Raw genomic sequence first — 20,811 nt, forward strand, 5'->3', positions numbered from 1 at the left:
GAGATGGGTGCCCGCCGGCCGGAAAAAACGGCCTCGTCGATATCCGGTTCGGCCGATTGACGGCCACTCCTGCGCAAAGGAAAGTACGCCGGCGCGGCAAGGGAGCCGCCCAGGGGGAAAACGTGGACGAAAAGATCTGGATTGGCCGGGGCGGGCAGAAGTACGGCCCGTACGAGGAAGCCGCGCTGCGCCGCTGGGTGCAGGAAGGCAAGGTCACGTCGGATGTGCTGGCGTGGCGCAAGGGCATGGTGGAGTGGGTGAAGCTCGCCAGCCTGCTGCCGGATGTCGAGGCGCCGCCGCCGATGCCGCCGTCGCCGGCTGGCTGGGACGTGGGTACTGCTCCATCACCTGCACGTGCGTATTCGCCTGCCTCCCAGGCCCGGGCCGAGCCCGAGCCAGAGCCCGACTTCAACCCGTTCAGCCATCGTCCCGCCGTGAGCTCCTTCAGCGCACGCGACGATGGCGGGTTCGCGCCGGATGTGCGCCGGGGTTTTCCCATGCCGCCTGCGCTGCACTGGTTTGGCGTGCTCGTCCTGGCATTCATCACCGGCGGTGTGTTCGGCTGGGCCTGGGCCTTCGTCCAGGCGAGCTGGGTGAAGAAGATCGACAAGGACAGCAAGTCGATGCTGTTGCTTGGCCTTTCTGCGGTCAGTTATGTCGGCGGCTTCGCCGTCGCGTTTTATGACAAGCCGCCCTTCGGTCCGCTGGTGATGCTCCTGCTCTTCCTTGTCTCGATCGTGCTGTTCTACATCGCCATCTATTCCATGGCAGGTGCGGTCGAACACGATGCCCGCAGGCGAGGCCTGTTTGTGCGGCTCGGCGGCATCACGCTGTTCTTCTTCCATATCTATTACCTGCAGGGCACGCTGACCTGGCTGGGGCGCTGGAAGGGTACCGGCCTGACCGAGCCGGCGCCGCCGAACGGTGTCATGTGGTGCATCCTGCTGATTCCCCTGCCGCTGGTCTCGATCCTCGCGGCCATCGCGATCCCGCAGTACCAGAACTACATCATCCGCAGCCAGGTCATGGCGGGTGAGATCGCGGCGAGCCCGGTGCGGCAGGCGGTGACGGCCTATTACGGTAGCCACGGCCAGCTGCCGCACGACAACCTGCAGGCTGGGCTCATGGATGCCACGGCGCTGCAGGCGAAGTATGTAACCGCCATCAGCGTCGAAGACGGCCGCATCTCGGTGACGCTGGGTGGCGAGGCGAATATCAAGGTAGCCGGCGGCGTGCTGACGCTGACCCCCGCCGTTGCGCAGGGCGCGCTGCAGTTCACCTGCAGCACGGATACGATCCCGGCGCAGTACCTGCCGAAGGATTGCCGCTAAGCCTCAGCCAGCCTGCAGGCGATCGTCTGCGGGCTGGCGCCCGGGCGCACCCAGCCGGTGCCAGGCCATGGCCAGGCCGCCGAGCACTAAGCCCAGGCCCACCACACCGTTCCAGCCGAACCGGTTCATCAGCCACCCGCTGATGACCGTGCCGAGTGCGCCACCGATAAACGTAGCGGTCATATAGAGGCTGTTGATCCGCCCCTGCGCCTTCGGATCCACCGCGAAGGCGCGGGTCTGGTTCGAGACCAGGCCGGCCTGCACGCCGATATCCAGCACGATCACGCCGATGACCAGCAGGGCGAGCGAGCTGTTCGCACCGGCGAGCAGCACGTACGCCAGCGTGACGATGCCGATGCTCGCGCCCACGACATAGCGCGTGCCCTTGCGGTCGGCGGTGCGCCCGCCGAGCGATGCCGCGAACGCACCGGCCGCGCCGATGATGCCGAAGCCGCCGGCCCACGCACTGCCGAGGTGCCACGGCCCATTCGCGAGCAGCGCGGCGAGGTTCACCCAGAACGCGTTGAAGCACGCCCAGAGCAGGGCCTGCACCACCATCGAATCGCGGATCGGCCGGTTGTCGCGCATCAGCGGCCACAGCGACGCCAGCAGGCGGCCATAGGAAAGCGTCGTCGAAGGCACGCCCTTCGGCAGCATCGACAGCGCGACGATGGCGGAAGGCACCATGAGCAGGGCTTCGACGCCATACACCGCGCGCCAGCCCCACGCCTGCCCGACCAGGCCCGCGACCGTGCGGCCGACGAGGATGCCGATCATGATGCCGCTCACCACGGTACCGACATTGCGGCCCCGCTCGCTCGGTGCCGACATCGCACCGGCGAACGGCACCAGCTGCTGCGGCACGCAACTCACCATGCCGATGCCGAACGAAACCATGGCCAGGCCGACGATGCCTGGGACGAACAGCGCGACGATATCGAGGACAAAGGCGACGGCGATCTGCGCGAGCACCAGCGCGCGCCGGTCGAAGCGGTCGCCGAGCGGCAACAGAAGAGCCAGGCCGGCAGAGAAGCCGAGCAGCGCCGCGCCGGCGACGAGATCCACCGCGGTCAGCGTGGCATGCAGACCACCGGCGATCAGCGGAAGGATCGGCTGCACGCAATACAGGTTGGTGATGACGGCGCCGGCGACCACGGCCATCATCAGGATCTTCCCGCGCGAGGCGGCCTCGGCGGGGGCGGGTAAAACGGTGGGGGATGGGCCGTTCACGGCAGGCTCCTGGGTGGGATGACCGGAAGATAGGTCTGGCCGTGATCCAAGAGAATCTGGCACGATCGGGAATGATCCTTCCATATTTTGAGAGGGCCGCATGAACCAGCTCGAATCCATGGCGATCCTGGTGGCGGTGGTCGATGCGGGCAGCCTGTCGGCGGGCGCGCGGCAGCTCGGACTGCCGCTGGCGACGGTGAGCCGCAAGGTCGCGGCGCTGGAAACCCACCTGCGCACGCGGCTACTCCTCCGCACGACCCGGCAGCTCACCCTTACTGAGGCGGGCGCCTCCTACGTCGCCGCCTGCCGGCGGATCCTCGAGGAGGTGGGCGAGGCCGAGCGGAACGCCATGGGCGAATACGTGCAGCCGCGTGGCGAGCTGACGGTGACCGCCCCGGTGGTCTTCGGCCGGCTCCACGTCGTGCCGGTGGTCGCGGAGTTCCTGGCTCAGTACCCGGAGATCGGGGTGAACCTCAACCTGACCGACCGCGTGGTGCACCTGATGGAAGAGCAGGTGGACGCAGCGATCCGGATCGGCGAACTGCCCGACAGCAACCTCATGGCGGTCGGCGTCGGCAACGTGCGCCGCGTGGTCTGCGCAAGCCCGGGATACCTCGCAGCACATGGCACACCCGAGACGCCGCGCGACCTCGCAAAGCACGAGTGCGTGAGTTTCGAAGTCCTCGAATCCACCCGCGCGTGGGTGTTCGGCGAAGGCAAGGCCCAGGTCGCTGTGCCGGTACCATCGCGCCTCGCGGTCAACACCGCGGAGGCCGCGATCGATGCGGCGATCCTCGGCGTGGGGCTCGTCCGCGTGCTCTCGTACCAGGTCGCCGCGCCATTGCGCGAGGGTTCGCTACGCAGCGTGCTCGCGCCGTACGAAACCGCGCCGCTGCCGATCCACCTTGTGCATAAAGGGCAGGCACCGCTGCCGTTGAAGTTGCGCGCATTCCTGGATTTTGCCGCGCCGCGGTTGCGTGGGCGTCTTCCGCTAGATGCTTAAGCGCGTAGCGCGTGCACGATGGAAATTCGTGAGATAACTCTCATTTTTTCTTTATCGACAGTAAGTTACTTGAAGTTTCGGCGGTGATCATTAGACTGTCGATCGGTGCAGCGTGTGTCATATGGGTTTACAGGGATCGTCTATGTCGTTGATAGCCCGGGGCGGTGCGTACCATTCCATGTTGCACGCATGGCTGTGCATTGTTTCCTGCGCACTGGGAGCCTTTTCTTCCGCGTCGCACGCAGCAACCGAGCAAGAACGGTCGCAATACCTGGCCGTCAAGATCAGGCCATCCTACCTACGGTGCCTTGATGCTGCGGGCGGCGTTACGCCCGCGATCAAGTCCTGCATGAGTGACGAGTTCGCCTTCCAGGATAAGAGGCTCAATGCCGCTTATAAGCAGCTCATGGCGGCTGTTGGCGATGCGAACAGGACGCCGCTGAAGCTCGAGGAACGGCAGTGGATAAAGCACAAGGAATCCACATGTACGTCCCCCGATGAATCCGGGCAGGGCGCCGACATGGTGGCGTACGATTGCGCTCTAGTTCAAACAGCCACCAGGGCGACCGAAATTGAGCGTCGCCTTACCGATCCGGCAACGTATGGTGCAAAGCCGCTCACGGCCGGCCGCGACGTATTGGCACTCAATGCGAAGAGAGGGTTGCGCCCCTCGTATCAGGAATGCATCGATAACAGCTTCGCGAACAATCCACGGATAATCGCGTGTGCCGATGAAGAGCTTGAGTTTCAGGAATCTCGAATCAAGCATGCCCGCGAGCGACAGGACGCTCGGGTCGCACCTGCCGCCAGGGCCTCGATGGAAGCGGATCAGAAGCAGTGGGCCGACGGATTGGATAAGCAATGCGAAGTGCGTCCGGGCGCGTCGCAATCCGAGGAAGTCCAGGCATCCGATTGCAGGCTGGAAGGCACGGCTACGCGAGCAAATGAATTAGAGAAGCTTTTGGCCAAGTAAGGCCGTAACACTGGAGCACGACATGACGGATCAGGAGCAGTGGCGCGTAGGCGCCACGTCCGCTCGGTTTGAAAGCGCGACCGGCGATCCCGGCGCGGTATCGCTCGGCAGGGGTGACCACGGTGGCGCTTCCTACGGTACCTATCAATTGGCAACCGGGCCGGGGACGCTACAGAAGTATCTGCGACAGTCGCGGTTCGGCGAGCAATTCAAGGATCTTGAGCCGGGTACACCAGCCTTCAATGACAAGTGGCGTGAAGTTGCGGCCGAACAGCCTGATTTCGGTGCCGATCAGCACGACTTCATCAAGCGGACCCATGTCGACCCGGCCATTTCACGGCTTGCGGCACGCGGCATTGACGTCGAGGGACGCGGGCCGGCTGTGCAGGACATGGTTTGGAGCACGTCGGTTCAATATCCGAGTGCGCCGGGCATCGTTGTGCGGGGCCTTGAGGAGTCGTTCGGGAAGGACTTTGACGCCGGATCATTGACGGATCGGCAGATCGTCGACGCTGTGCAAGATTCCAAGCTTCGCCATGTCGCGTCTGACTTTCGAAGTTCTGACGCCAGGAATCGTTCAGGCGTGGAGACGCGCATAGCGAGCGAAAAGGCCGCCCTCGGTGTGTTGGACGAGACGGGGCGAGTTGCAACTAACGCGGAGTTTGCGAAGCTCTGGAATGAAGCGTCGCCGATCAAGCCTGGGGCGCCGAGTGAACGTGTCACCGACCTCCAAGGGAAGCTAGCGTCCCTTAACATTCTGAACGATCGCGGGCAGCAAATTCGTGCCGACGGTGACTTCGGCCCGTCGACCGCTCAAGCCGTCATCGCTTTCCAGCGATCCGTCGGGTTGACTGCGTCTGGCGAGGCCGGGGCCCTCACGATGACCATGCTTGATCAACAGGTCCAAGCCCGCAAGCAAGATGCGCTCACAAATCCTGCCCCGCGCATAGCTGCCTGCCGGCTGGACGATAGAATGCACCCGGACTTCTCTCTCTATCAGCAGGTGCGAGAGCACGTCGTGGCGTTGGACCAATCGCTTGGCCGGTCGCCGGACCAATACAGCGATAACATCGCGGCCGCACTGACTGTTCAGGCAAGGTCCGACGGTTTGCAGCGTGTCGACCAGGTCGCTCTTTCTCCTGACGGTACCAAGCTGTGGGGTGTGCAAACCCCACCTGGGCGACGGGATCATTTGTTTGATCTGCAGACCTGCGTGCAGACCTCCGCAGCCAATACATCGATGGAGCAGAGTGCGGCGCGCTGGCCGGAGGCGATGCAACAGTTCCAGCAGCACGAACTCAATCGAGAGGCTACCCAGCAAAGGGCCCAGGATCGAATCCAGGCCGAATCCCAGCAGGCCCAGATGAGCGGCCCGACCATGACGCGCTAACAATCGAGCGGCGGCGTCCCGGTACTTGACGCCGCCGCATCCCAAGGCGCTACGATCGGCGGTCCGTCAGGGGTAACCGATCATGTCTGGAATTCGCCGTCGCGCGTTGGCCGTGCTTTGTGCGTCGCTTCTTGTGCCGGTGGCGCATGCCGCCGCCGATGCGGATGCCGCGCGTTGGCAACGGGAGGCCGCCGCGGTTTCGATTACCCGTGATGACTGGGGTATCGCGCACGTGCATGGCAAGACGGATGCCGATGCGGTATTCGGCATGGCCTATGCGCAGGCCGAGGACGACTTCAACCGGGTGGAGACCAATTACCTGGTCTCGCTCGGGCGGCTGGCCGAAGCAGAAGGTGAGGCTGCGGTCTGGAAAGACCTGCGCCAGAAGCTATTCGTCGACGAAGCCCAGCTTAAGGCCATGTATTCCCGTAGCCCCGCGTGGCTCAAGGCCTTGATGGATAGCTGGGCCGATGGCCTGAACTACTACCTCGCCAGTCATCCGGATACGCACCCGCGCGTCATCACCCATTTCGAACCATGGATGGCGCTGAGCTTTTCGGAAGGCAGCATCGGTGGCGACATCGAGCGTGTCTCGACGAAGGATCTCCAGGCCTTCTACGGCAATGACCCAGCCGGTGCGCTGGCCCAGGTCACGCCGCCATCGAGCTGGTGGGAGCCGACCGGTTCCAATGGCATCGCCATCGCGCCGAAGCTCACCGCGGATGGGCACGCGCTGCTGTTGATCAACCCGCACACCTCGTTCTTCTTCCGCTCGGAACTGCAGATGTCGAGCGACCAGGGCCTTGACGCGTATGGCGCGGTGACGTGGGGCCAGTTTTTCATCTACCAGGGCTTCAACAAGCACATCGGCTGGATGCATACCTCGTCGGGTATCGACGTGGTCGATGAGTTCGCCGAGACGATCGTGAAGCGGGATGGCAAGCCGTTCTATCGCTATGGCAAGGAAACGCGGCCGGTGGCGACGCGCGAGACCGTGGTGCGGGTGAAGGGGCAGGGCGACCGGCACTTCACCACCTATGCGACGCACCATGGTCCTATCGTGCGCACGCAGGGCGACAAGTGGATCGCCTTTGCCCTGATGAACAAGCCGCTCGAGGCGCTGCAGCAGAGCTGGCTGCGGACGAAGGCCAACGACTATGCGGCCTACATGAAGGTCGCCGAGCTGAAGGCCAATTCGTCGAACAACACGATCTACGCAGACGACAAGGGCAACATCGCTTACCTGCACCCGCAGTTCATTCCGAAGCGCGATGACCGCTTCGATTACACCAAGCCGGTGGACGGCAGCGATCCGGCGACCGACTGGCAGGCGCTCCTGCCGCTGGACAAGGCACCCCGCCTGTTCAATCCCGGCACCGGCTGGATCTTCAACACGAACGACTGGCCGTACTCGGCCGCGGGCCCGGATAGCCCCAAGCAGGCGGACTTTCCGAAGTACATGGACTCGGTAGGCGAGAATCCCGCGGCATCCACGCGACGCGCGTGCTCACCGGCCAGCGCGACTTCACCAAGGCCTCGCTGCTCGCGGCGGCGTTTGACTCGTACCTGCCCGCCTTCGAACGCCAGCTTCCGATCCTGATCAGGGACTACGACGCGCTGCCCGCCAACGACCCGCTGAAAGCAAAGCTGCGCGGTCCGGTCGGGCTGCTGCGCGCGTGGGATTACCGTTGGGGCATCGCCTCGATGCCAACAACGCTGGCCGTGTTCTGGGGTGACATTCTTTGGGACAAGGCCAGCAAGGAAGACACGCAGGAAGGCCTGAGCATCTATGACGTGATGGCCGGGAAGGCCGGGCCACAGGCGCGGCTGCAGGCGCTCGCCGATGCCGCCGACCGCCTGGAAAAGGACTTCGGGAGCTGGGGCGTTCCGTGGGGCGAGGTCAACCGCTACCAGCGCAACGATGCGGCAATCGCGCAAGTGTTCGACGATGCGAAGCCGAGCATCCCCGTGCCGTTCACCTCTTCGCGCTGGGGCTCGCTGGCCTCGTTCGGCGCGCATCGCTGGCCGGGCACGAAGCGTTACTACGGCACGAGCGGCAACAGCTTCGTCGCCGTGGTCGAGTTCGGGCCCAGGGTGAGCGCGCGGGCGATCACCGCCGGCGGCGAAAGCGGCCATCCCGGCTCGAAGCATTTCAACGACGAGGCCGAGCGCTACACCACGGGCAACCTCCGCAAGGTGTATTTCTGGCCTGACGAGCTCGAAGGCCACGTCGAGCGCGCCTACCACCCCGGTGACAAGGACACCACGCCATGAAGAAGACGCTGCTTGCCCTCGCCACCGGCCTCGCGCTCACGTTCGCCGCGCATGCGGAAGACCTGCCGAAGCCGGCGGCACATCCCGTGCTGCTCAAGGCCGATCGTGTTTTCGACGCGCGCGATGAGCAAACGCACGCGGGGTGGGTCGTGCTGGTCCAGGGCGACAAGATCGCCGCGGTCGGCCCGGAAAACCAGGTCACCGCACCGGCCGGCACCGAGACGCTCTCCCTCCCGGGCATGACATTGCTGCCGGGTTTGATCGACGCGCACTCGCACATCTTCCTGCACCCGTATAACGAGACGCTGTGGAACGACCAGGTGGTGAAGGAGACGCTGGCCTTTCGTACCGTCGAAGCCGTGAAGCACGCGCGCGATACGCTGATGGCCGGCTACACGGCCCTGCGCGATCTTGGCACCGAGGGTGCGGGCTATGCCGATGTCGACGTGCAACGCGCGATCGACAAGGGACTGATTCCCGGCCCGCATCTGTTCGTGGCGACACGCGCGACGGTGGCCGCGCATTGCTACGGCCCGGGGCCCCTCGGCTTCCGCGAGGACATGGACCTGCCGCAGGGCGCGATCCCCGTGAGTGGCGTCGCGCAGATGGTGGATGCGGTGCGTGACCAGGCCGCGCATGGCGCCGACTGGATCAAGCTCTACGCCGACTATCACTGCGGCAAGGCGAAGGGCTCTTCGCCCACGCTCACGCAGGAGGAGCTGAACGTCGCGGTGGAAGTCGCGCACTCGCTGAACCTGCCGGTGGCGGTGCATTCGACCACGGCGGAAGGCATGCGCCGTTCGGTGCTCGCCGGTGTCGACACCATCGAGCACGGGTATGACGGTACGCCCGAAGTGTTCGCATTGATGAAGAAGCACAACGTCGCGTACATGCCCACGCTCGAAGCCAGTGCCGCCTATGCGGAGTATTTCGGCGGCTGGAAGCCCGGCGCGCCGCCGACCGAATCGATGCAGGCCTCGGCCACGGCATTCAAGCGCGCCCTCGATGCGGGCGTGACGATCGGCGCGGGCAGCGACGTGGGCGTCTTCACCCACGGCATGAACTACAAGGAACTCGAGTGGATGGTCCGCGACGGGATGACCCCGGCGAAGGCCTTGCTCGCCGCCACCGCCGTCGATGCGAAGGTACTCCGCCAGCAGGACCATATCGGCCAGCTCAAGGCCGGCCTCGACGCGGACATCATCGCCGTACCCGGTGACCCGACGAAGGACATCGCCGTGCTGGCGAACGTGCCCTTCGTGATGAAGGGCGGCGCGATCTACAAGAAACCGTGACCTGGCTCGTCGTAGGAGCCCACCCTGTGGGCGACGCTGTTCGCGACACGGCCGCAGACCCTGCGCGCCGAAGCGAAAGATGTCGCCCACAGGGTGGGCTCCTACGCGATCGCGCGCAAGCGCGCTCCCACAAGGGCACTATCGCATCAGGGCAGGCGGGCGCCGGTTTGTTGTTCGCTTAGTTCCCACAGCGCGTCGGCTGCGTCGGGGTCGATTGCGTAGGGGCGGACGCCGTGCAGGTTGCGCAGGTCTTCGGCGGCGACGGTCGCGTCATCGAGCAGGGGCGCGATGTCGCTGTCCTCGAGGTACAGGCCGCCCTTGCCGTCGAGCATGGGGCTGGTGGCGGCCCACACGCTGGTCGCCGCGCCCTGCGCCACGCTTTTCATGCCGCGCTGGATATCGACCACCGGCTTGCCTTCGTCGTCGATGGCGCCGAACTTGCGCATGTCGTCGACGCTCATGTAACGGGCAAGGTCGGTGACGATCGCGCCCGGGTGTAGCGAGAACGCGCGGATGCCGTCGGCCTTGCCGCGCTGGTCGACACCGATGGCGAAGAGGATGTTCGCGGTCTTCGACTGGCCGTAGCTGAGCCACGGATCGTAATCACGGCGTTCGAAGTGCGGGTCGTCGAACACCACCGGTGAATAGCGGTGGCCGCGCGACGACACGGAGACCACACGCGCGCCGTTCGCGCGGCGCAGCGCGGGCCACAAGCGTACGGCGAGCTGGTAGTGGCCCAGGTGGTTGGTCGCGAACTGCCGCTCGTAGCCGCGCGCGTCGCGTTCGAGCGGGCAGGCCATCACGCCCGCGTTGTTGATCAGCAGGTGCAGCGGCTCGCCGCGATCGACCACCTGCTTCGCGAAGGCATCGATCGACGCCGGGTCGGCCAGGTCCATCGGCAGGATCTCGATGCCGGCCTCACCATCGAGGGCCTTGCGCGCCTTGGCCATGTCGCGGGCCGGGACGATGACGCGAGCGCCCGCGTCGCGCAGGGTGCGGGCGGTTTCGAGACCGAGGCCGGCGTAGCCGCCGGTGACCACGGCGGTCTTGCCGGCGAGATCGTGGCCTTTGATGACGTCCGCGGCTGTGCTGGCGGCGGTGAATCCAGAGGGGATAGGGGACTGCATGGAAGGCTCCAGGGTGGGGTGCCCTATCAAGGTAGGGGCGCCCTCCCGGACGATGAATGCTTGAAAGTACGCCATGCATGCGCAATCGTACGGATATGAGCGACGACCCCATCACCGCCATCCTCCGCCTGGCTGAGTTCGAATCGGTCCTCTCCGGCGGCTTCACCGCGGGCGGCGACTGGGCCGTGCGCTTCCCGCCGCCCGACAAGCTGAAATTCTTCGCCGTGGCCCGCGGTCGCGTGGTCATGCGGATCGAAGGGGAGTCGCGCGATATCGCCTTGGGCGAGGGCGATGTGATCCTCCTCGCCGCGCCGCTGTCCTTCGTGCTCGCGAGCGATCCGGACCTGCCGGCGCGCTTTGCGGGCGAGTTCGAATGGCACGGCGCACAGCGGCTCGTCGCGTTCAACGAGGGCACGGAAACCCTGCAGATTGGCGGGCACGTCCGCGTGCATCCTGCCTATGAACCCATGTTGCTCGCCGCATTGCCACCGTGGATCCACATCCCAGGCAATGCACCCGAAGCGGCGACGATGCGCTGGCTGATCGACCAGATGGTGAAGGAAAGCGCCGATGCGCTACCGGGTGCCGGCCTTGCCCAGGCCCAGCTCGCCCACCTGCTGTTCGTGCAGATCCTGCGCGCGCACATGGCCTCCGGCGACCTGCTTCCCCCGGGTTGGCTACGCGCCGTCGCCGACCCGCGCCTCGCGCCGGTGCTCAGGCGCGTCCATGCCGAACCCGGCCGCGACTGGCGCCTCGACGAGATGGCGCGCCTGGCCGCGATGTCGCGCACCGTGTTTGCCGCGCACTTCCGCAAGGTCTCCGGCACGGCGCCGCTCACCTACCTCACCGAGTGGCGCATGCGGCTGGCCTGCCAGGCGCTGCAGCGTGGCAGCGTGCCGGTCGCAACCCTGGCGCGCGACCTGGGTTATGGCTCCGAGAGTGCCTTCTCCCATGCGTTCAAACGCGTGGTCGGCGTATCGCCGGCGCGCTATGCGCCCGTCACGCCGCCGCTGGTCGCGTGACGCCCGCGCCCCGCGTTGGGCATACTCGCCAGCGACATCACGCCGGGCAAGGGAACAGGGGCAATGGCAGACGAAAGCAAGATCTGGGTAGGCCGAAACGACGAGCGTTTTGGCCCGTACGACGAGGCCACGCTGCGCGCGTGGATCGCCGAAGGAAAGGTCGAGGCGACCGCCATGGGCTGGCGCGAGGGCATGGCCGACTGGCAGCCGCTGCACATGATCCTGGGTATCGCCATGCCGCCGCCGATGGCGCGGGCGCCGGGCATGCCGGCCGCCGCGCTGAATAATGACCTGCCGCCGCCGCCCGACATGCACTGGGCGCTGATCTTCGTGATCGATCTCTTCGTCGGCGGGTTGATGGCCCTGATCTGGCAGTTCGTGCAGGCGTCGTGGATCAAGAAGATCGATCCGGCCAGCAAGGCCACGATGTGGCTGGTGATCTCGGTGTGCCTGCTGCCGGTCACCTGGTTCGTGATGATGGGCGTGGTGCTCAACCGGTCATTGGACACACCCGACCCCGGGCTCGGCGCCATCATGGGCGTGATGTCCTACTTCGGCCTGTTCTTCCTGCTGGGCCTGGCGATGATCGTGTTCCGCTACGTGGCCATGTTCTCCATGGCCCGCTCCATGCGTGAGAAGCTGCCCGCCTACGGCCTGGTGCCGGATATCGGCAACGTCACCCTGTTCTTCTTCACCCACTACTACCTGCAGGGGCAGATGAGCTGGGTGGCACGCTGGCGCACCACCGGCCAGGTGAATCCGCCTGCGCCGAAGGGTGTTTTCTGGATCCTTATGGCGGTGTGGGTCGGCTTCGCGTTCCTGGTCGGCATGGCGGCGATGCTGGCTGTGTTTGGTAGCCAGGGCCACTGAGGGGGCTTTCCGGGGTCGGTTCGCCTATCCCGGCATGGGTGGGAAAGGCCGTTGCAAGGCGGCCAACCCACGATTCCGGCTACAATCCCGCTTTGCGTTACGGGAAAGAGCCATGACCCCCCAACGAGATCCCCGCGGATGAGTGACGGCACCCTGTTCGTGGTCGCCGCGCCCTCGGGCGCGGGCAAATCCACGCTGGTCAATGCGCTGCTCGAGCGCGAACCGCAGATCTCCTTGTCTATCTCGCACACCACGCGCCCGCCGCGCGTGGGTGAGCAGTACGGCCGCCACTACTTCTTCGTGGAACGGCCGGATTTCGAGCGCGAGATCGCGGATGGCATCTTCCTGGAGCACGCCGAGGTCCACGGCAACCTGTATGGCACCTCGCGCACGGTGGTCGAGGACAAGCTCACCACGGGCGTGGATGTCCTGCTCGAGATCGACTGGCAGGGGGCCCGCCAGGTCCGCAAGGGCAAGGCCGACTGCGTCAGCGTGTTCATCCTGCCGCCCTCGCGCGTGGAACTCGAGCGCCGCCTGCGCGGTCGAGGTTCGGACGCCCCTGACGTCATCGAACGCCGCCTGTTCAATTCCCGCGAGGAAATCGCGCACGCGCACGAGTTCGACTACATCATCGTCAACGATCGGTTTGAAGATGCGTTGGCCGACCTGCAGTCGATCGTCCGTGCCGTCCGCCTCCGCGCGAAATGGGCGGCGAAACGCCATGAGGCACTGATCGAGGAACTGCTCGCACCATGACCGACGATGCCATCGTCCGCGTACGCGGCCTGACCACGGTGCTCAATGGCAAGACGATCTTCGACGCGCTGGATCTCGATATCCCGCGCGGCAAGGTCACCGCCATCATGGGCCCCAGCGGCACCGGCAAGACCACCTTGCTGAAGCACATCACCGGGCAGATGCGCGGCGATGAGGGCACGGTGGAAGTGAACGGCGAGAACGTGCCGGAGCTTTCGCGCGAGAAGCTGTTCGAGCTGCGCGAGCGCATCGGCTACCTGTTCCAGAACTCCGCGCTGCTTACCGATTTCGACGTGTTCGAGAACGTGGCCTTCCCGCTGCGCCAGCACACGAAGCTGCCGGAAGAACTCATCCGCAACATCGTGCTCAACAAGCTGCAGGCCGTGGGCCTGCGCGGTGCCGCGCGGCTCATGCCCACCGAGCTATCCGGCGGCATGGCCCGCCGCGTGGCGCTGGCCCGCGCCATCGTGTTCGACCCGGCACTGATCCTGTACGACGAACCGTTCGTCGGCCTCGATCCGATCTCGCTGAACCAGGTGCTGCTGCTTATCCGCACCCTCAACGAAACCCTCGGCATCACCAGCATCCTGGTGGCGCATGAGTTCGCCGCCGTGCAGAAGGTGGCCGACCACGTGTTCCTTATCGCCAACGGCAAGGTCGTCGCGCAGGGCGCGCCGGCTACGCTCGCCAGCGATGGTTCGCCCTGGACGGCACAGTTCTTCGGCGGGCAGGCCGATGGCCCGGTTCCGTTCCAGTACCCGGCAGGCGACTACGCCACGCAGCTGGGGTTTCCCGGAGACAAGGCATGACCACCAGGGAAGATAATGTCGTCGTCCGCAGCCTGGCGCAGATCGGCGCGAGCGGGCTGTTCCTGCTGACGATCCTCGCGGCGATCCCGCGTAGCCTCCGTTACTTCCGCGAGACCATCCGCCAGATCTGGTTCATCGGCGCGATGAGCCTCACCATCGTCATGACCTGCGGCCTGTTCGTCGGCATGGTGCTGGGCCTGCAGCTGTACGACGTGCTGTCGATCTTCGGCGGCACCTCGGCCACCGGTACCGTCGTGGCGATCGCCATCTACCGCGAGCTTGGCCCCGTGGTCACCGCGCTGCTTTTTGCTGGCCGCGCGGGCACCTCGATCACGGCCGAGATCGGCCTGATGCGCGCGACCGACCAGCTCGACGCGATGGAAATGATGGCGGTCGACCCGATCGCCTATGTCATCGCACCGCGCTTCCTCTCCGGCGTCATCGCGCTGCCGCTGCTCGGCATCGTGTTCTGCGCCATGGGCGTGTTCGGTGGCCACCTGGTCGGCGTGACCTGGCTCGGCATCGATAACGGCACCTTCTGGTCCAACATGACCGCCGCGGTGGATGTCCACAAGGACATCGTCAACGGCGTGCTGCTCAAGTCCTTTGCCTTCGGCATCGTGGTCTCGCTGATCGCGGTGTTCCAGGGCTACGCCACCCCGCCCACCAGCGAAGGCGTCGCGTACGCCACCACGCGCACGGTGGTCGCCTCGTCCATTGCCATCCTGGCGCTGGATTTCGTCCTTACTTCGTTCCTGATCTGAAGGCAGGGAGGCCCGCCATGAACGCAACCCTTTTCGCATCTACCTCGAGGATCGTGCCGTGACCCAGAGACGTTCCTATGCCGTCGGCACCGGCCTGTTCATCGTGCTTGGCTTCGCCGCGCTGGCTTACCTCGCCACCCAGACCACCTCCGTCGCCAACCAGCACGGCGGTTCCACGTACAACGTGGAGACCCGCTTCGCCAACGTCGGCCAGCTCAAGGTCCGCGCCCCGGTGAAGATCGCCGGTGTCCGCGTCGGTTCGGTCTCGTCGATCGAGCTGGTGCCGGGCAAGGAGGAGGCCAGGGTGACCCTGGCGATCGACGATGCCCGCAAGGACATCCCGGACGATTCCGTGGCCACCATCTATACCAGCGGCCTGCTCGGCGACCAGTACATCGGCCTGCAGTTCGGCCACTCGAAGAACCCGGTGAAGGAGGGCGGTGAGCTCGCCTTCACCCGTCCGGCCCAGCAGCTGGAAGAGATGCTCGGCAAGTTCTTCGGCGGCGGCAGCGCCCCGGATCGCCTGGGCGGAACCTTCCATGTCACGGGTGATTTCACCAACATCGGCGGCCTGCAGGCCGGCGCCGCGGTGAAGATGGCCGGCGTGCCCATCGGCAGCGTGGAATCGGTGGTGGTCAAGCCGGGTGCGGTCGAGGCCACGGTGACCCTTGCGATCGACAAGCGCTACTCCCGGATACCGGATGACTCGGCGGCCGCGGTGTTCACAAGCGGTTTGATCGGTAGCCAGTATGTTGCGATCCAGCCAGGCGGGTCGCCGGAGTACCTGGCGGATGGGGACCAGCTCGTGCTGACCCAGTCCGCGCTCCAGCTGGAGGACCTGATCGGCAAGTTCCTCGTGAACGGCTCCCCGAGCTCAAACAACGGTAACGCCCAAGGCAATGGCCAGGGCGGCGCCCAACCCGATAACGCCGGCAAGAAGTAAGCCGGTCCAGGAGATACCCGCATGTTGCGTCAGCTTTCCCTCGCTATCGCCCTCGCCGTCGGCACCGTCGCCGCCGCGCCGGTCTTCGCCCAGGCCACCGCTCCGGCTGCGGCCCCGCAGGGCCAGTCGCCCCAGCAGGTCGTGCAGCAGATCTCCGATGACCTCTCCAAGGCCATCGAGGGCCACCAGGCCGAACTGAAGAACGACAAGGAAAAGCTGATCGCCGTCATCGACGACACGTTCCTGCCGCACTTCGACATCGACTACGCCTCGATCCTGGTGCTCGGCCAGAACGCGACCAAGGCCTCGCCGCAGCAGCGCGAGCGCTTCGCCAAGGCGTTCTACAACTCGATCACCCACCGCTACGCCGAGGGCCTGCTCAACTACACCCGTGGCAAGGTGAAGGTGCTTCCGTTCTCGGGTGATCTGAACAACAAGCGCACCGTGGTGCGTACGCAGGTCATGCTGGACGACGGCAAGTCGGTTTCGGTCGACTACGCGTTCCGTAAGAGCCAGAGCGGCGACTGGAAGGCGTACGACGTGATCATCGAGGGCATCTCGTACATCACGAACTACCGCAACCAGGTGGATGCCGAGATCAAGAAGGAAGGCCTGGACAAGCTCACGGCCGACCTTGAGCAGAAGGGCGCCGGCGCGATCGACGAGATGAAGCAGGAAACCAACGGCGGCCAGGCGGCCGGCGGCGGCAAGTGATCCAGCCGGCCACGTACCAGCTGGCTGATGCGCCGGGGGCCCTGCGGGTCTCCGGCGCGTTGACGTTTGCTACGTCGGCGTCGGTCCTGGAGGCGGGTCGCTCGGCGCTTGACCGGAGCAAGCCGGCAACGCTGGATCTCGCCGGCGTCACCCAGGCGGATAGCGCGGGCCTGGCGACGGTGCTGGCGCTACTGGCGCATGCGCGGCAGAAGGGCCAGGCCCTGAACGTCGCGAACGTCCCCACGGGCCTGGAAGCACTGGCCCGCGTCTCGGGCGTAAGCTCGCTGATCTAGCCCAGCTCCTGTAGGAGCGCGCTTGCGCGCGATACCCGTATCCAAAAGCCCGGCCATGTGCCGGGTTTTTTGTGCTTGATCGAGCGGGCTCGCCTTCGGCTTCGCGCTATCGAATCGGTTCATCCGCTGGCGCGAATGCATGTGGTCAGCGGCTTACGCCGCCTCGCGCTCTGACGTCTCCGGAAAGAGGCCCGGGTGCCCACCCTCGCTGCTCAAACAGTCCTCCACGTCCGTATCGGAGTGCGCCTGCGGCGCAAATGTACTTATGTGGCCTTCGGCCGCTCCCTTGTCCGGAACTCGCCTCGAGGTTGGGCACCCAGGCCTCCCGGACACACTGAGGCATGGTGTTTGGAGAGCTAAAGCTCGCTTCGTGTCCGGCGTGCGGACAGGTCTGGCCGGACACGGCTTCGTCCGCGGACAGCAAAGCTCGCATCTCAAAGTCAGGACGAAATGGCTTTACAGCGCGGTTTGCGAACCAGACTCGATGTTGGCACGGCGGATGCAAGATCCATGGCAAGAGCTCTCGGGCTCACCTTTTCGATCACGGAGACCTGCCATGAAAGCCGAAACCTTCCTGCTGAAGACCTTCTTCGCCGCCGCCGTGCTGCTGAGCGTGTTGACGATGGGCGCGATGGTGACGACCAGTGGCCCGCAACTGCCGGTGACCGCGATCGCTGCGGCTCGCTGATCGATACGGCTTCGCCGCTCTGTAGGTGATCGCGCGCAAGCGCGCTCCCACAACCACCGTACCGAAGGGCCTTGAAGCCTTGGCCCGCGTGTCCGGCGACAGCACGTTGCTGTAGCTTCGCCGTTCATTGCGCTTATTGCGTAGCTACGGGTGAGTCCTTCTGGCGCGGCATCAGCGACTGTCGAACGCGATCGCGCCGCCACGAGTATTCCGTCTCGCCGTCACTGCGGTGATCCGCGGCAAGCATGGCGGCAGCTCGCGTCAGGTCCGGGAGAGCCTCACCAAAACGCCCCATGCGTTCCAATAGTTGGCCGCGCGCGCCATATGCGTCATAGCTTTTTGGGAAGTGCCGCACCGCGAACGTGTAGTACTCGAGGGCCAGGGTATCGTTGCCGAGATCAGCGTAGTTCTGGCCGGTGAGGAGCGCATACCAGGCGTCCGACGCTGGATCCGCCCATGCAACGCGTTTCACCTCCTCAGTGCCCAGCCAGGCATTGAGCGCCTTGTAGCGTCCGAGTAAGGCTGCGTCGAGGCCTAGTTCCTTGCGCTCGCGATCAAACGTACCTTGCAGGTCATCAAGGCGCGTGAAGTGGCCGTCTGCGGCATCCCTGTGGACGAATGAGACCGGCGTATACGTGGTTCCCCCGTTCACATATGCGGCAAGGTAGCCGGACAGCGTATTGCCGTGCCGGGCGAGGGTGTATCGATACGTACGCCCATCACCATGCGAGTCGATACGTATCAGTCCGTGAGCACGGTCCACGCTATCGATCCGCATGCCTTGCCGGGTGTTTACGCCGTAGTTGTCGATCGCCACCTCTGGCTCAACGGTTGCCTTTCCAAATGAAAGGCGCACACCAAAGCTCATGGGGAGACCGCTCTCCCTCGCGTACCACCTGCCCGCCGTGTCGCTCACCCCCACCGGTTGCCCGGGGGTGACTGACGGAGGTGGATCAAAGTGCGGCGCCGCCGGCACATGGTAGCCACCGGGCTGCCCCATGCTCACAAGTTGACGGTCGATCAATGGGCCCGCGGCGCGGACCGCCTCGTCCCCAGAGGCGCAGGAGTCGAGCATGGGTTGAGAAGGAGCCCGAAACATGGCCGAGGCAAGGGTCGCGGCGATGACGCAAGAGCCTCGCGGTGAAGGATGTCCTCCGCCGCCCTTGGGAAGCATGATTTTCCTCGCGTCGTCATCCAACGCATACAGCACGCTACCTGCCGGCGCCAGGATCGCACGTTCACGATTGGCAGCCTGGGTGTACGCCCAGGCAATGTAGGGCATGCGATCGGCACCCGTGGGAGCGGTTTCGTACAGTACGACCGTCGAGCCAGCGTCGCGGGCCAGTCGGGCGAATTTGTCGACATAGGCATCAAGGGATGCAGGCGGAGCCTGGTGCGACTTGCCGTCTTCCACCCAGCGCGATAACGCCCCCTGGTCCTGCAACACGACAAAATCCCAATGGCGTTCGGCCAGTCGCGTGCGCGTCCAGTCAAGCTTCCAGTGGTCCTCGAGCATCGCGCCATCACTGGCCACGGAACGGACGTAAAGGCGCATGCCCGGCTGCGTGCGTTCAACCATCCGTGCGAAAGTCGCTGGCATCGCGTTGTAGTAGGTCAGGCTGTTCCCGATGAACAGCACGCTGACGGGGTGTTCGTCAGTCGTTGAAGCCGAGACGGAAAGGTTCATAGCAAGTAGGCAAGCGCCAAAAATGATCTTACAACGCATGAGTATGGAATCCTCCGAGTTCGACTTCCGGCGTCGTCGTCTGGCGCCAGATACCCTGGTACGGGTCGTAGCCGCATCGAGCGGGTTTTCCGAGGACGCCGGCGCCGATGGTAAATGCTCGGCAATCGGCACGAGGGCTTAACGCTCATGGTTCGCGGCTTTTTTTCGCGCGTAGGAGCTCGCCGTTCGTTCCTGGGACCAGGTCAACCGGGACGACCGGGGATTGCGTAAGCAAACGACTAACCAAAAAAAGGCCGCCCGGAGGCGGCCTTCTTGAATTATCAGTCCGGGTTCTGCCCGTTCTGCTTCTCCCACGTGTGCTGTTCTTTCAGCAGCTCATCCGGGTCGAAATCCTTGGTGTCGTTCAGGCCCTGCATCTGCTCGATCACATCCGCCGGCGGGTTGCCGTCGTAGATCTGGTACAGGCGCCGCTGGCGGTACGCATCACGCATGAACACGTACGGGTCGTACGCCGACGCCAGGAAGCTCTCCGCATCGATCGCACGGGCGCGCAGGGTCACGAGGTATAGCACCGACGGCACGTAGTACTGGCCATGGTGGAAATCGTGGTTGCGCGACAGGTAGCTCAGCGGATCGAAGAAGTAGCTATCCACCGGCAGGCGCCAGACGTCGCGGACCGTCGTCGGGCCGACGAAGGGGAGCACCAGGTACTCGCCTTCGGGCACGCCCCAACGGGCCAGGGTCACGCCGAAGTCGCTGTCATACAGCGGCATGCCCAGCATGCTCGCCGGGTCCTTGAAGCCCAGGAAGCCGATGCCCAGGTTCACGATGAACCGGCCCGTGGTCACCGCCGCCTGGCCCGGACGGCCCTGGAGCAGCTGGTTACCGATGGTGATCGGAAGGCGGATATTCGTATAGAAATCACTCACCGCCGTGCGGACGCCCGGGGTGGTCACATTACGGTAACCGACCGCGACCGGGCGGATCACCGCCTTGTCGAGCTTGTCGTTGAACGCGTAAACCTTGCGGTTCAGGTTCTCGTTCGGGTCATCCGTACGCGGCGGGGCCACGTGGCAGGCCGCCAGCAGCGTCATGGCCACCAGGCCGAACGCGAGGCGGGCCAGCCGCTTGAAGTTGATCTTGGGGTCCATCGGGGTGACTCTGGGGGTGGGGCGATACTTTAGTGTACCGCTTGGTTTTATTATTTGCACTAACGCCCGTCCTTCCTGGCCAGAACCCGACATGATACCCCTCCCCCTGATGGACAGCCAACGGGCTGGGCCGCTAAACTGCACGGTCATAAGTGTCTTTGTTGTCAAGGATTTGAAATGGCCCGTATTACCGTCGAAGACTGCCTCGAGGTAGTCGACAACCGCTTTGAGCTCGTGCTCATGGCGACCAAGCGCGCTCGCCAGCTCTCCAAGGGCGCTGAGCCCACGCTCGATCCGAACAACGACAAGCCGACCGTGCTCGCCCTCCGCGAGATCGCCGATCGCCGCGTCAATGAGCAGATGATCGACGAAATCGACAAGGCCGCTCGCGAGCGTGCCGAGCGCGAAGCCCTCGAGTGGGCCGCCACGGAAGTGGACGACGACCTCTCGAAGGGTGGAGATGACTGATGACGCCGGGTCCCTGTCGACCC

General features: G+C 65.0%; 19 protein-coding genes and 1 pseudogene. 16 read left to right on the plus strand and 4 right to left on the minus strand.

Translation table 11 applies throughout. The features are described from left to right. The first annotated feature begins 122 nt into the window (after positions 1-122). On the plus strand, positions 123-1,331 hold the full coding sequence (locus ACZ6YI_RS10145; RefSeq protein WP_465778528.1) for a pilin: 1,209 nt from the start codon (positions 123-125) through the stop codon (positions 1,329-1,331). Between the two features lie 3 nt (positions 1,332-1,334). Here ACZ6YI_RS10145 and ACZ6YI_RS10150 read toward each other — a convergent pair whose 3' ends face one another. After that, a complete protein-coding gene (locus ACZ6YI_RS10150) occupies positions 1,335-2,561 on the minus strand; it encodes an MFS transporter (RefSeq protein WP_465778529.1) in 1,227 nt (408 codons plus the stop codon). A 100-nt stretch (positions 2,562-2,661) separates the two neighbouring features. Between ACZ6YI_RS10150 and ACZ6YI_RS10155 the strand changes: the two genes are divergently transcribed. The 5 genes and pseudogenes from ACZ6YI_RS10155 (at position 2,662) to ACZ6YI_RS10175 (ending at position 9,496) form a co-directional block, all read left to right on the plus strand. Further along, positions 2,662-3,564 (plus strand): LysR substrate-binding domain-containing protein, encoded by a 903-nt coding sequence (locus ACZ6YI_RS10155; RefSeq protein WP_465778530.1) that lies wholly within the window; start codon positions 2,662-2,664, stop codon positions 3,562-3,564. Positions 3,565-3,742: 178 nt separating this feature from the next. Continuing rightward, a complete protein-coding gene (locus tag ACZ6YI_RS10160) occupies positions 3,743-4,537 on the plus strand; it encodes a lysozyme inhibitor LprI family protein (RefSeq protein ID WP_465778552.1) in 795 nt (264 codons plus the stop codon). A 22-nt stretch (positions 4,538-4,559) separates the two neighbouring features. Next, positions 4,560-5,927 (plus strand): VgrG-related protein, encoded by a 1,368-nt coding sequence (locus ACZ6YI_RS10165; RefSeq protein WP_465778531.1) that lies wholly within the window; start codon positions 4,560-4,562, stop codon positions 5,925-5,927. Positions 5,928-6,009: 82 nt separating this feature from the next. Next, positions 6,010-8,201: pseudogene (locus ACZ6YI_RS10170) on the plus strand (penicillin acylase family protein). Further along, positions 8,198-9,496: an amidohydrolase family protein gene (locus ACZ6YI_RS10175; RefSeq protein ID WP_465778532.1), complete on the plus strand. Its 1,299-nt coding sequence runs from the start codon at positions 8,198-8,200 to the stop codon at positions 9,494-9,496. The pseudogene ACZ6YI_RS10170 and the gene ACZ6YI_RS10175 overlap by 4 nt, the downstream one beginning before the upstream one ends. Before the next feature lie 146 nt (positions 9,497-9,642). Here the strand turns inward: ACZ6YI_RS10175 and ACZ6YI_RS10180 are convergent, their stop codons facing one another. Further along, complete coding sequence (locus tag ACZ6YI_RS10180; protein WP_465778533.1) at positions 9,643-10,623, minus strand: oxidoreductase; 981 nt, start codon at positions 10,621-10,623, stop codon at positions 9,643-9,645. Between the two features lie 95 nt (positions 10,624-10,718). Between ACZ6YI_RS10180 and ACZ6YI_RS10185 the strand changes: the two genes are divergently transcribed. The 9 genes from ACZ6YI_RS10185 to ACZ6YI_RS10225 all read left to right on the plus strand — a co-directional run bounded on the left by ACZ6YI_RS10185 (position 10,719) and on the right by ACZ6YI_RS10225 (position 17,482). Continuing rightward, positions 10,719-11,645: an AraC family transcriptional regulator gene (locus ACZ6YI_RS10185; protein WP_465778534.1), complete on the plus strand. Its 927-nt coding sequence runs from the start codon at positions 10,719-10,721 to the stop codon at positions 11,643-11,645. Positions 11,646-11,708: 63 nt separating this feature from the next. Further along, positions 11,709-12,515: a DUF4339 domain-containing protein gene (locus ACZ6YI_RS10190; RefSeq protein ID WP_465778535.1), complete on the plus strand. Its 807-nt coding sequence runs from the start codon at positions 11,709-11,711 to the stop codon at positions 12,513-12,515. A gap of 138 nt (positions 12,516-12,653) precedes the next feature. Continuing rightward, the gene (gene gmk / locus ACZ6YI_RS10195; RefSeq protein WP_440324702.1) at positions 12,654-13,271 is read left to right on the plus strand and encodes a guanylate kinase; all 618 of its coding nucleotides are present in this window, start codon (positions 12,654-12,656) and stop codon (positions 13,269-13,271) included. Next, positions 13,268-14,080 carry an ABC transporter ATP-binding protein gene (locus tag ACZ6YI_RS10200; protein ID WP_465778536.1) on the plus strand — a complete coding sequence of 271 codons (813 nt, stop codon included), beginning with the start codon at positions 13,268-13,270 and terminating at the stop codon, positions 14,078-14,080. Before gmk ends, ACZ6YI_RS10200 begins: the two co-directional genes overlap by 4 nt. Continuing rightward, complete coding sequence (mlaE, locus tag ACZ6YI_RS10205; protein WP_465778537.1) at positions 14,077-14,844, plus strand: lipid asymmetry maintenance ABC transporter permease subunit MlaE; 768 nt, start codon at positions 14,077-14,079, stop codon at positions 14,842-14,844. The genes ACZ6YI_RS10200 and mlaE overlap by 4 nt, the downstream gene beginning before the upstream one ends. A gap of 58 nt (positions 14,845-14,902) precedes the next feature. Then, positions 14,903-15,787, plus strand: a complete 885-nt coding sequence (gene mlaD, locus ACZ6YI_RS10210) for an outer membrane lipid asymmetry maintenance protein MlaD (protein ID WP_465778538.1) — start codon at positions 14,903-14,905, stop codon at positions 15,785-15,787. 21 nt (positions 15,788-15,808) lie between these two features. Then, positions 15,809-16,501 (plus strand): MlaC/ttg2D family ABC transporter substrate-binding protein, encoded by a 693-nt coding sequence (locus ACZ6YI_RS10215; protein WP_465778539.1) that lies wholly within the window; start codon positions 15,809-15,811, stop codon positions 16,499-16,501. Then, positions 16,498-16,794, plus strand: coding sequence for an STAS domain-containing protein (locus tag ACZ6YI_RS10220; protein ID WP_465778540.1), 297 nt, complete (start codon positions 16,498-16,500; stop codon positions 16,792-16,794). Before ACZ6YI_RS10215 ends, ACZ6YI_RS10220 begins: the two co-directional genes overlap by 4 nt. Before the next feature lie 556 nt (positions 16,795-17,350). Then, positions 17,351-17,482, plus strand: coding sequence for a hypothetical protein (locus tag ACZ6YI_RS10225; protein ID WP_440327267.1), 132 nt, complete (start codon positions 17,351-17,353; stop codon positions 17,480-17,482). Positions 17,483-17,615: 133 nt separating this feature from the next. Here ACZ6YI_RS10225 and ACZ6YI_RS10230 read toward each other — a convergent pair whose 3' ends face one another. Continuing rightward, positions 17,616-19,208, minus strand: a complete 1,593-nt coding sequence (locus ACZ6YI_RS10230) for a hypothetical protein (protein WP_465778541.1) — start codon at positions 19,206-19,208, stop codon at positions 17,616-17,618. A gap of 281 nt (positions 19,209-19,489) precedes the next feature. Continuing rightward, positions 19,490-20,320, minus strand: a complete 831-nt coding sequence (locus tag ACZ6YI_RS10235; protein WP_465778542.1) for an MlaA family lipoprotein — start codon at positions 20,318-20,320, stop codon at positions 19,490-19,492. A gap of 177 nt (positions 20,321-20,497) precedes the next feature. On the opposite strand from ACZ6YI_RS10235, the gene rpoZ reads away from it, so the two are divergent. Further along, positions 20,498-20,788 carry a DNA-directed RNA polymerase subunit omega gene (gene rpoZ / locus ACZ6YI_RS10240; protein ID WP_045828432.1) on the plus strand — a complete coding sequence of 97 codons (291 nt, stop codon included), beginning with the start codon at positions 20,498-20,500 and terminating at the stop codon, positions 20,786-20,788. Positions 20,789-20,811 lie beyond the last annotated feature (23 nt).

The organism is Luteibacter sp. NPDC104163, assembly GCF_055584245.1.

What these genes read in the sequence shown, in the direction of transcription:
- ACZ6YI_RS10155 (WP_465778530.1), top strand. Translation starts at nt 2,662, where the DNA reads ATGAACCAGCTCGAATCCATGGCGATCCTGGTGGCGGTGGTCGATGCG.
- ACZ6YI_RS10190 (WP_465778535.1), top strand. Translation starts at nt 11,709, where the DNA reads ATGGCAGACGAAAGCAAGATCTGGGTAGGCCGAAACGACGAGCGTTTT.
- ACZ6YI_RS10235 (WP_465778542.1), bottom strand. Translation starts at nt 20,320, where the DNA reads ATGGACCCCAAGATCAACTTCAAGCGGCTGGCCCGCCTCGCGTTCGGC.
- ACZ6YI_RS10165 (WP_465778531.1), top strand. Translation starts at nt 4,560, where the DNA reads ATGACGGATCAGGAGCAGTGGCGCGTAGGCGCCACGTCCGCTCGGTTT.
- rpoZ (WP_045828432.1), top strand. Translation starts at nt 20,498, where the DNA reads ATGGCCCGTATTACCGTCGAAGACTGCCTCGAGGTAGTCGACAACCGC.
- ACZ6YI_RS10160 (WP_465778552.1), top strand. Translation starts at nt 3,743, where the DNA reads ATGTTGCACGCATGGCTGTGCATTGTTTCCTGCGCACTGGGAGCCTTT.
- ACZ6YI_RS10230 (WP_465778541.1), bottom strand. Translation starts at nt 19,208, where the DNA reads ATGCGTTGTAAGATCATTTTTGGCGCTTGCCTACTTGCTATGAACCTT.
- gmk (WP_440324702.1), top strand. Translation starts at nt 12,654, where the DNA reads ATGAGTGACGGCACCCTGTTCGTGGTCGCCGCGCCCTCGGGCGCGGGC.
- ACZ6YI_RS10180 (WP_465778533.1), bottom strand. Translation starts at nt 10,623, where the DNA reads ATGCAGTCCCCTATCCCCTCTGGATTCACCGCCGCCAGCACAGCCGCG.
- ACZ6YI_RS10225 (WP_440327267.1), top strand. Translation starts at nt 17,351, where the DNA reads ATGAAAGCCGAAACCTTCCTGCTGAAGACCTTCTTCGCCGCCGCCGTG.
- ACZ6YI_RS10175 (WP_465778532.1), top strand. Translation starts at nt 8,198, where the DNA reads ATGAAGAAGACGCTGCTTGCCCTCGCCACCGGCCTCGCGCTCACGTTC.
- ACZ6YI_RS10185 (WP_465778534.1), top strand. Translation starts at nt 10,719, where the DNA reads ATGAGCGACGACCCCATCACCGCCATCCTCCGCCTGGCTGAGTTCGAA.
- mlaE (WP_465778537.1), top strand. Translation starts at nt 14,077, where the DNA reads ATGACCACCAGGGAAGATAATGTCGTCGTCCGCAGCCTGGCGCAGATC.
- ACZ6YI_RS10215 (WP_465778539.1), top strand. Translation starts at nt 15,809, where the DNA reads ATGTTGCGTCAGCTTTCCCTCGCTATCGCCCTCGCCGTCGGCACCGTC.
- ACZ6YI_RS10200 (WP_465778536.1), top strand. Translation starts at nt 13,268, where the DNA reads ATGACCGACGATGCCATCGTCCGCGTACGCGGCCTGACCACGGTGCTC.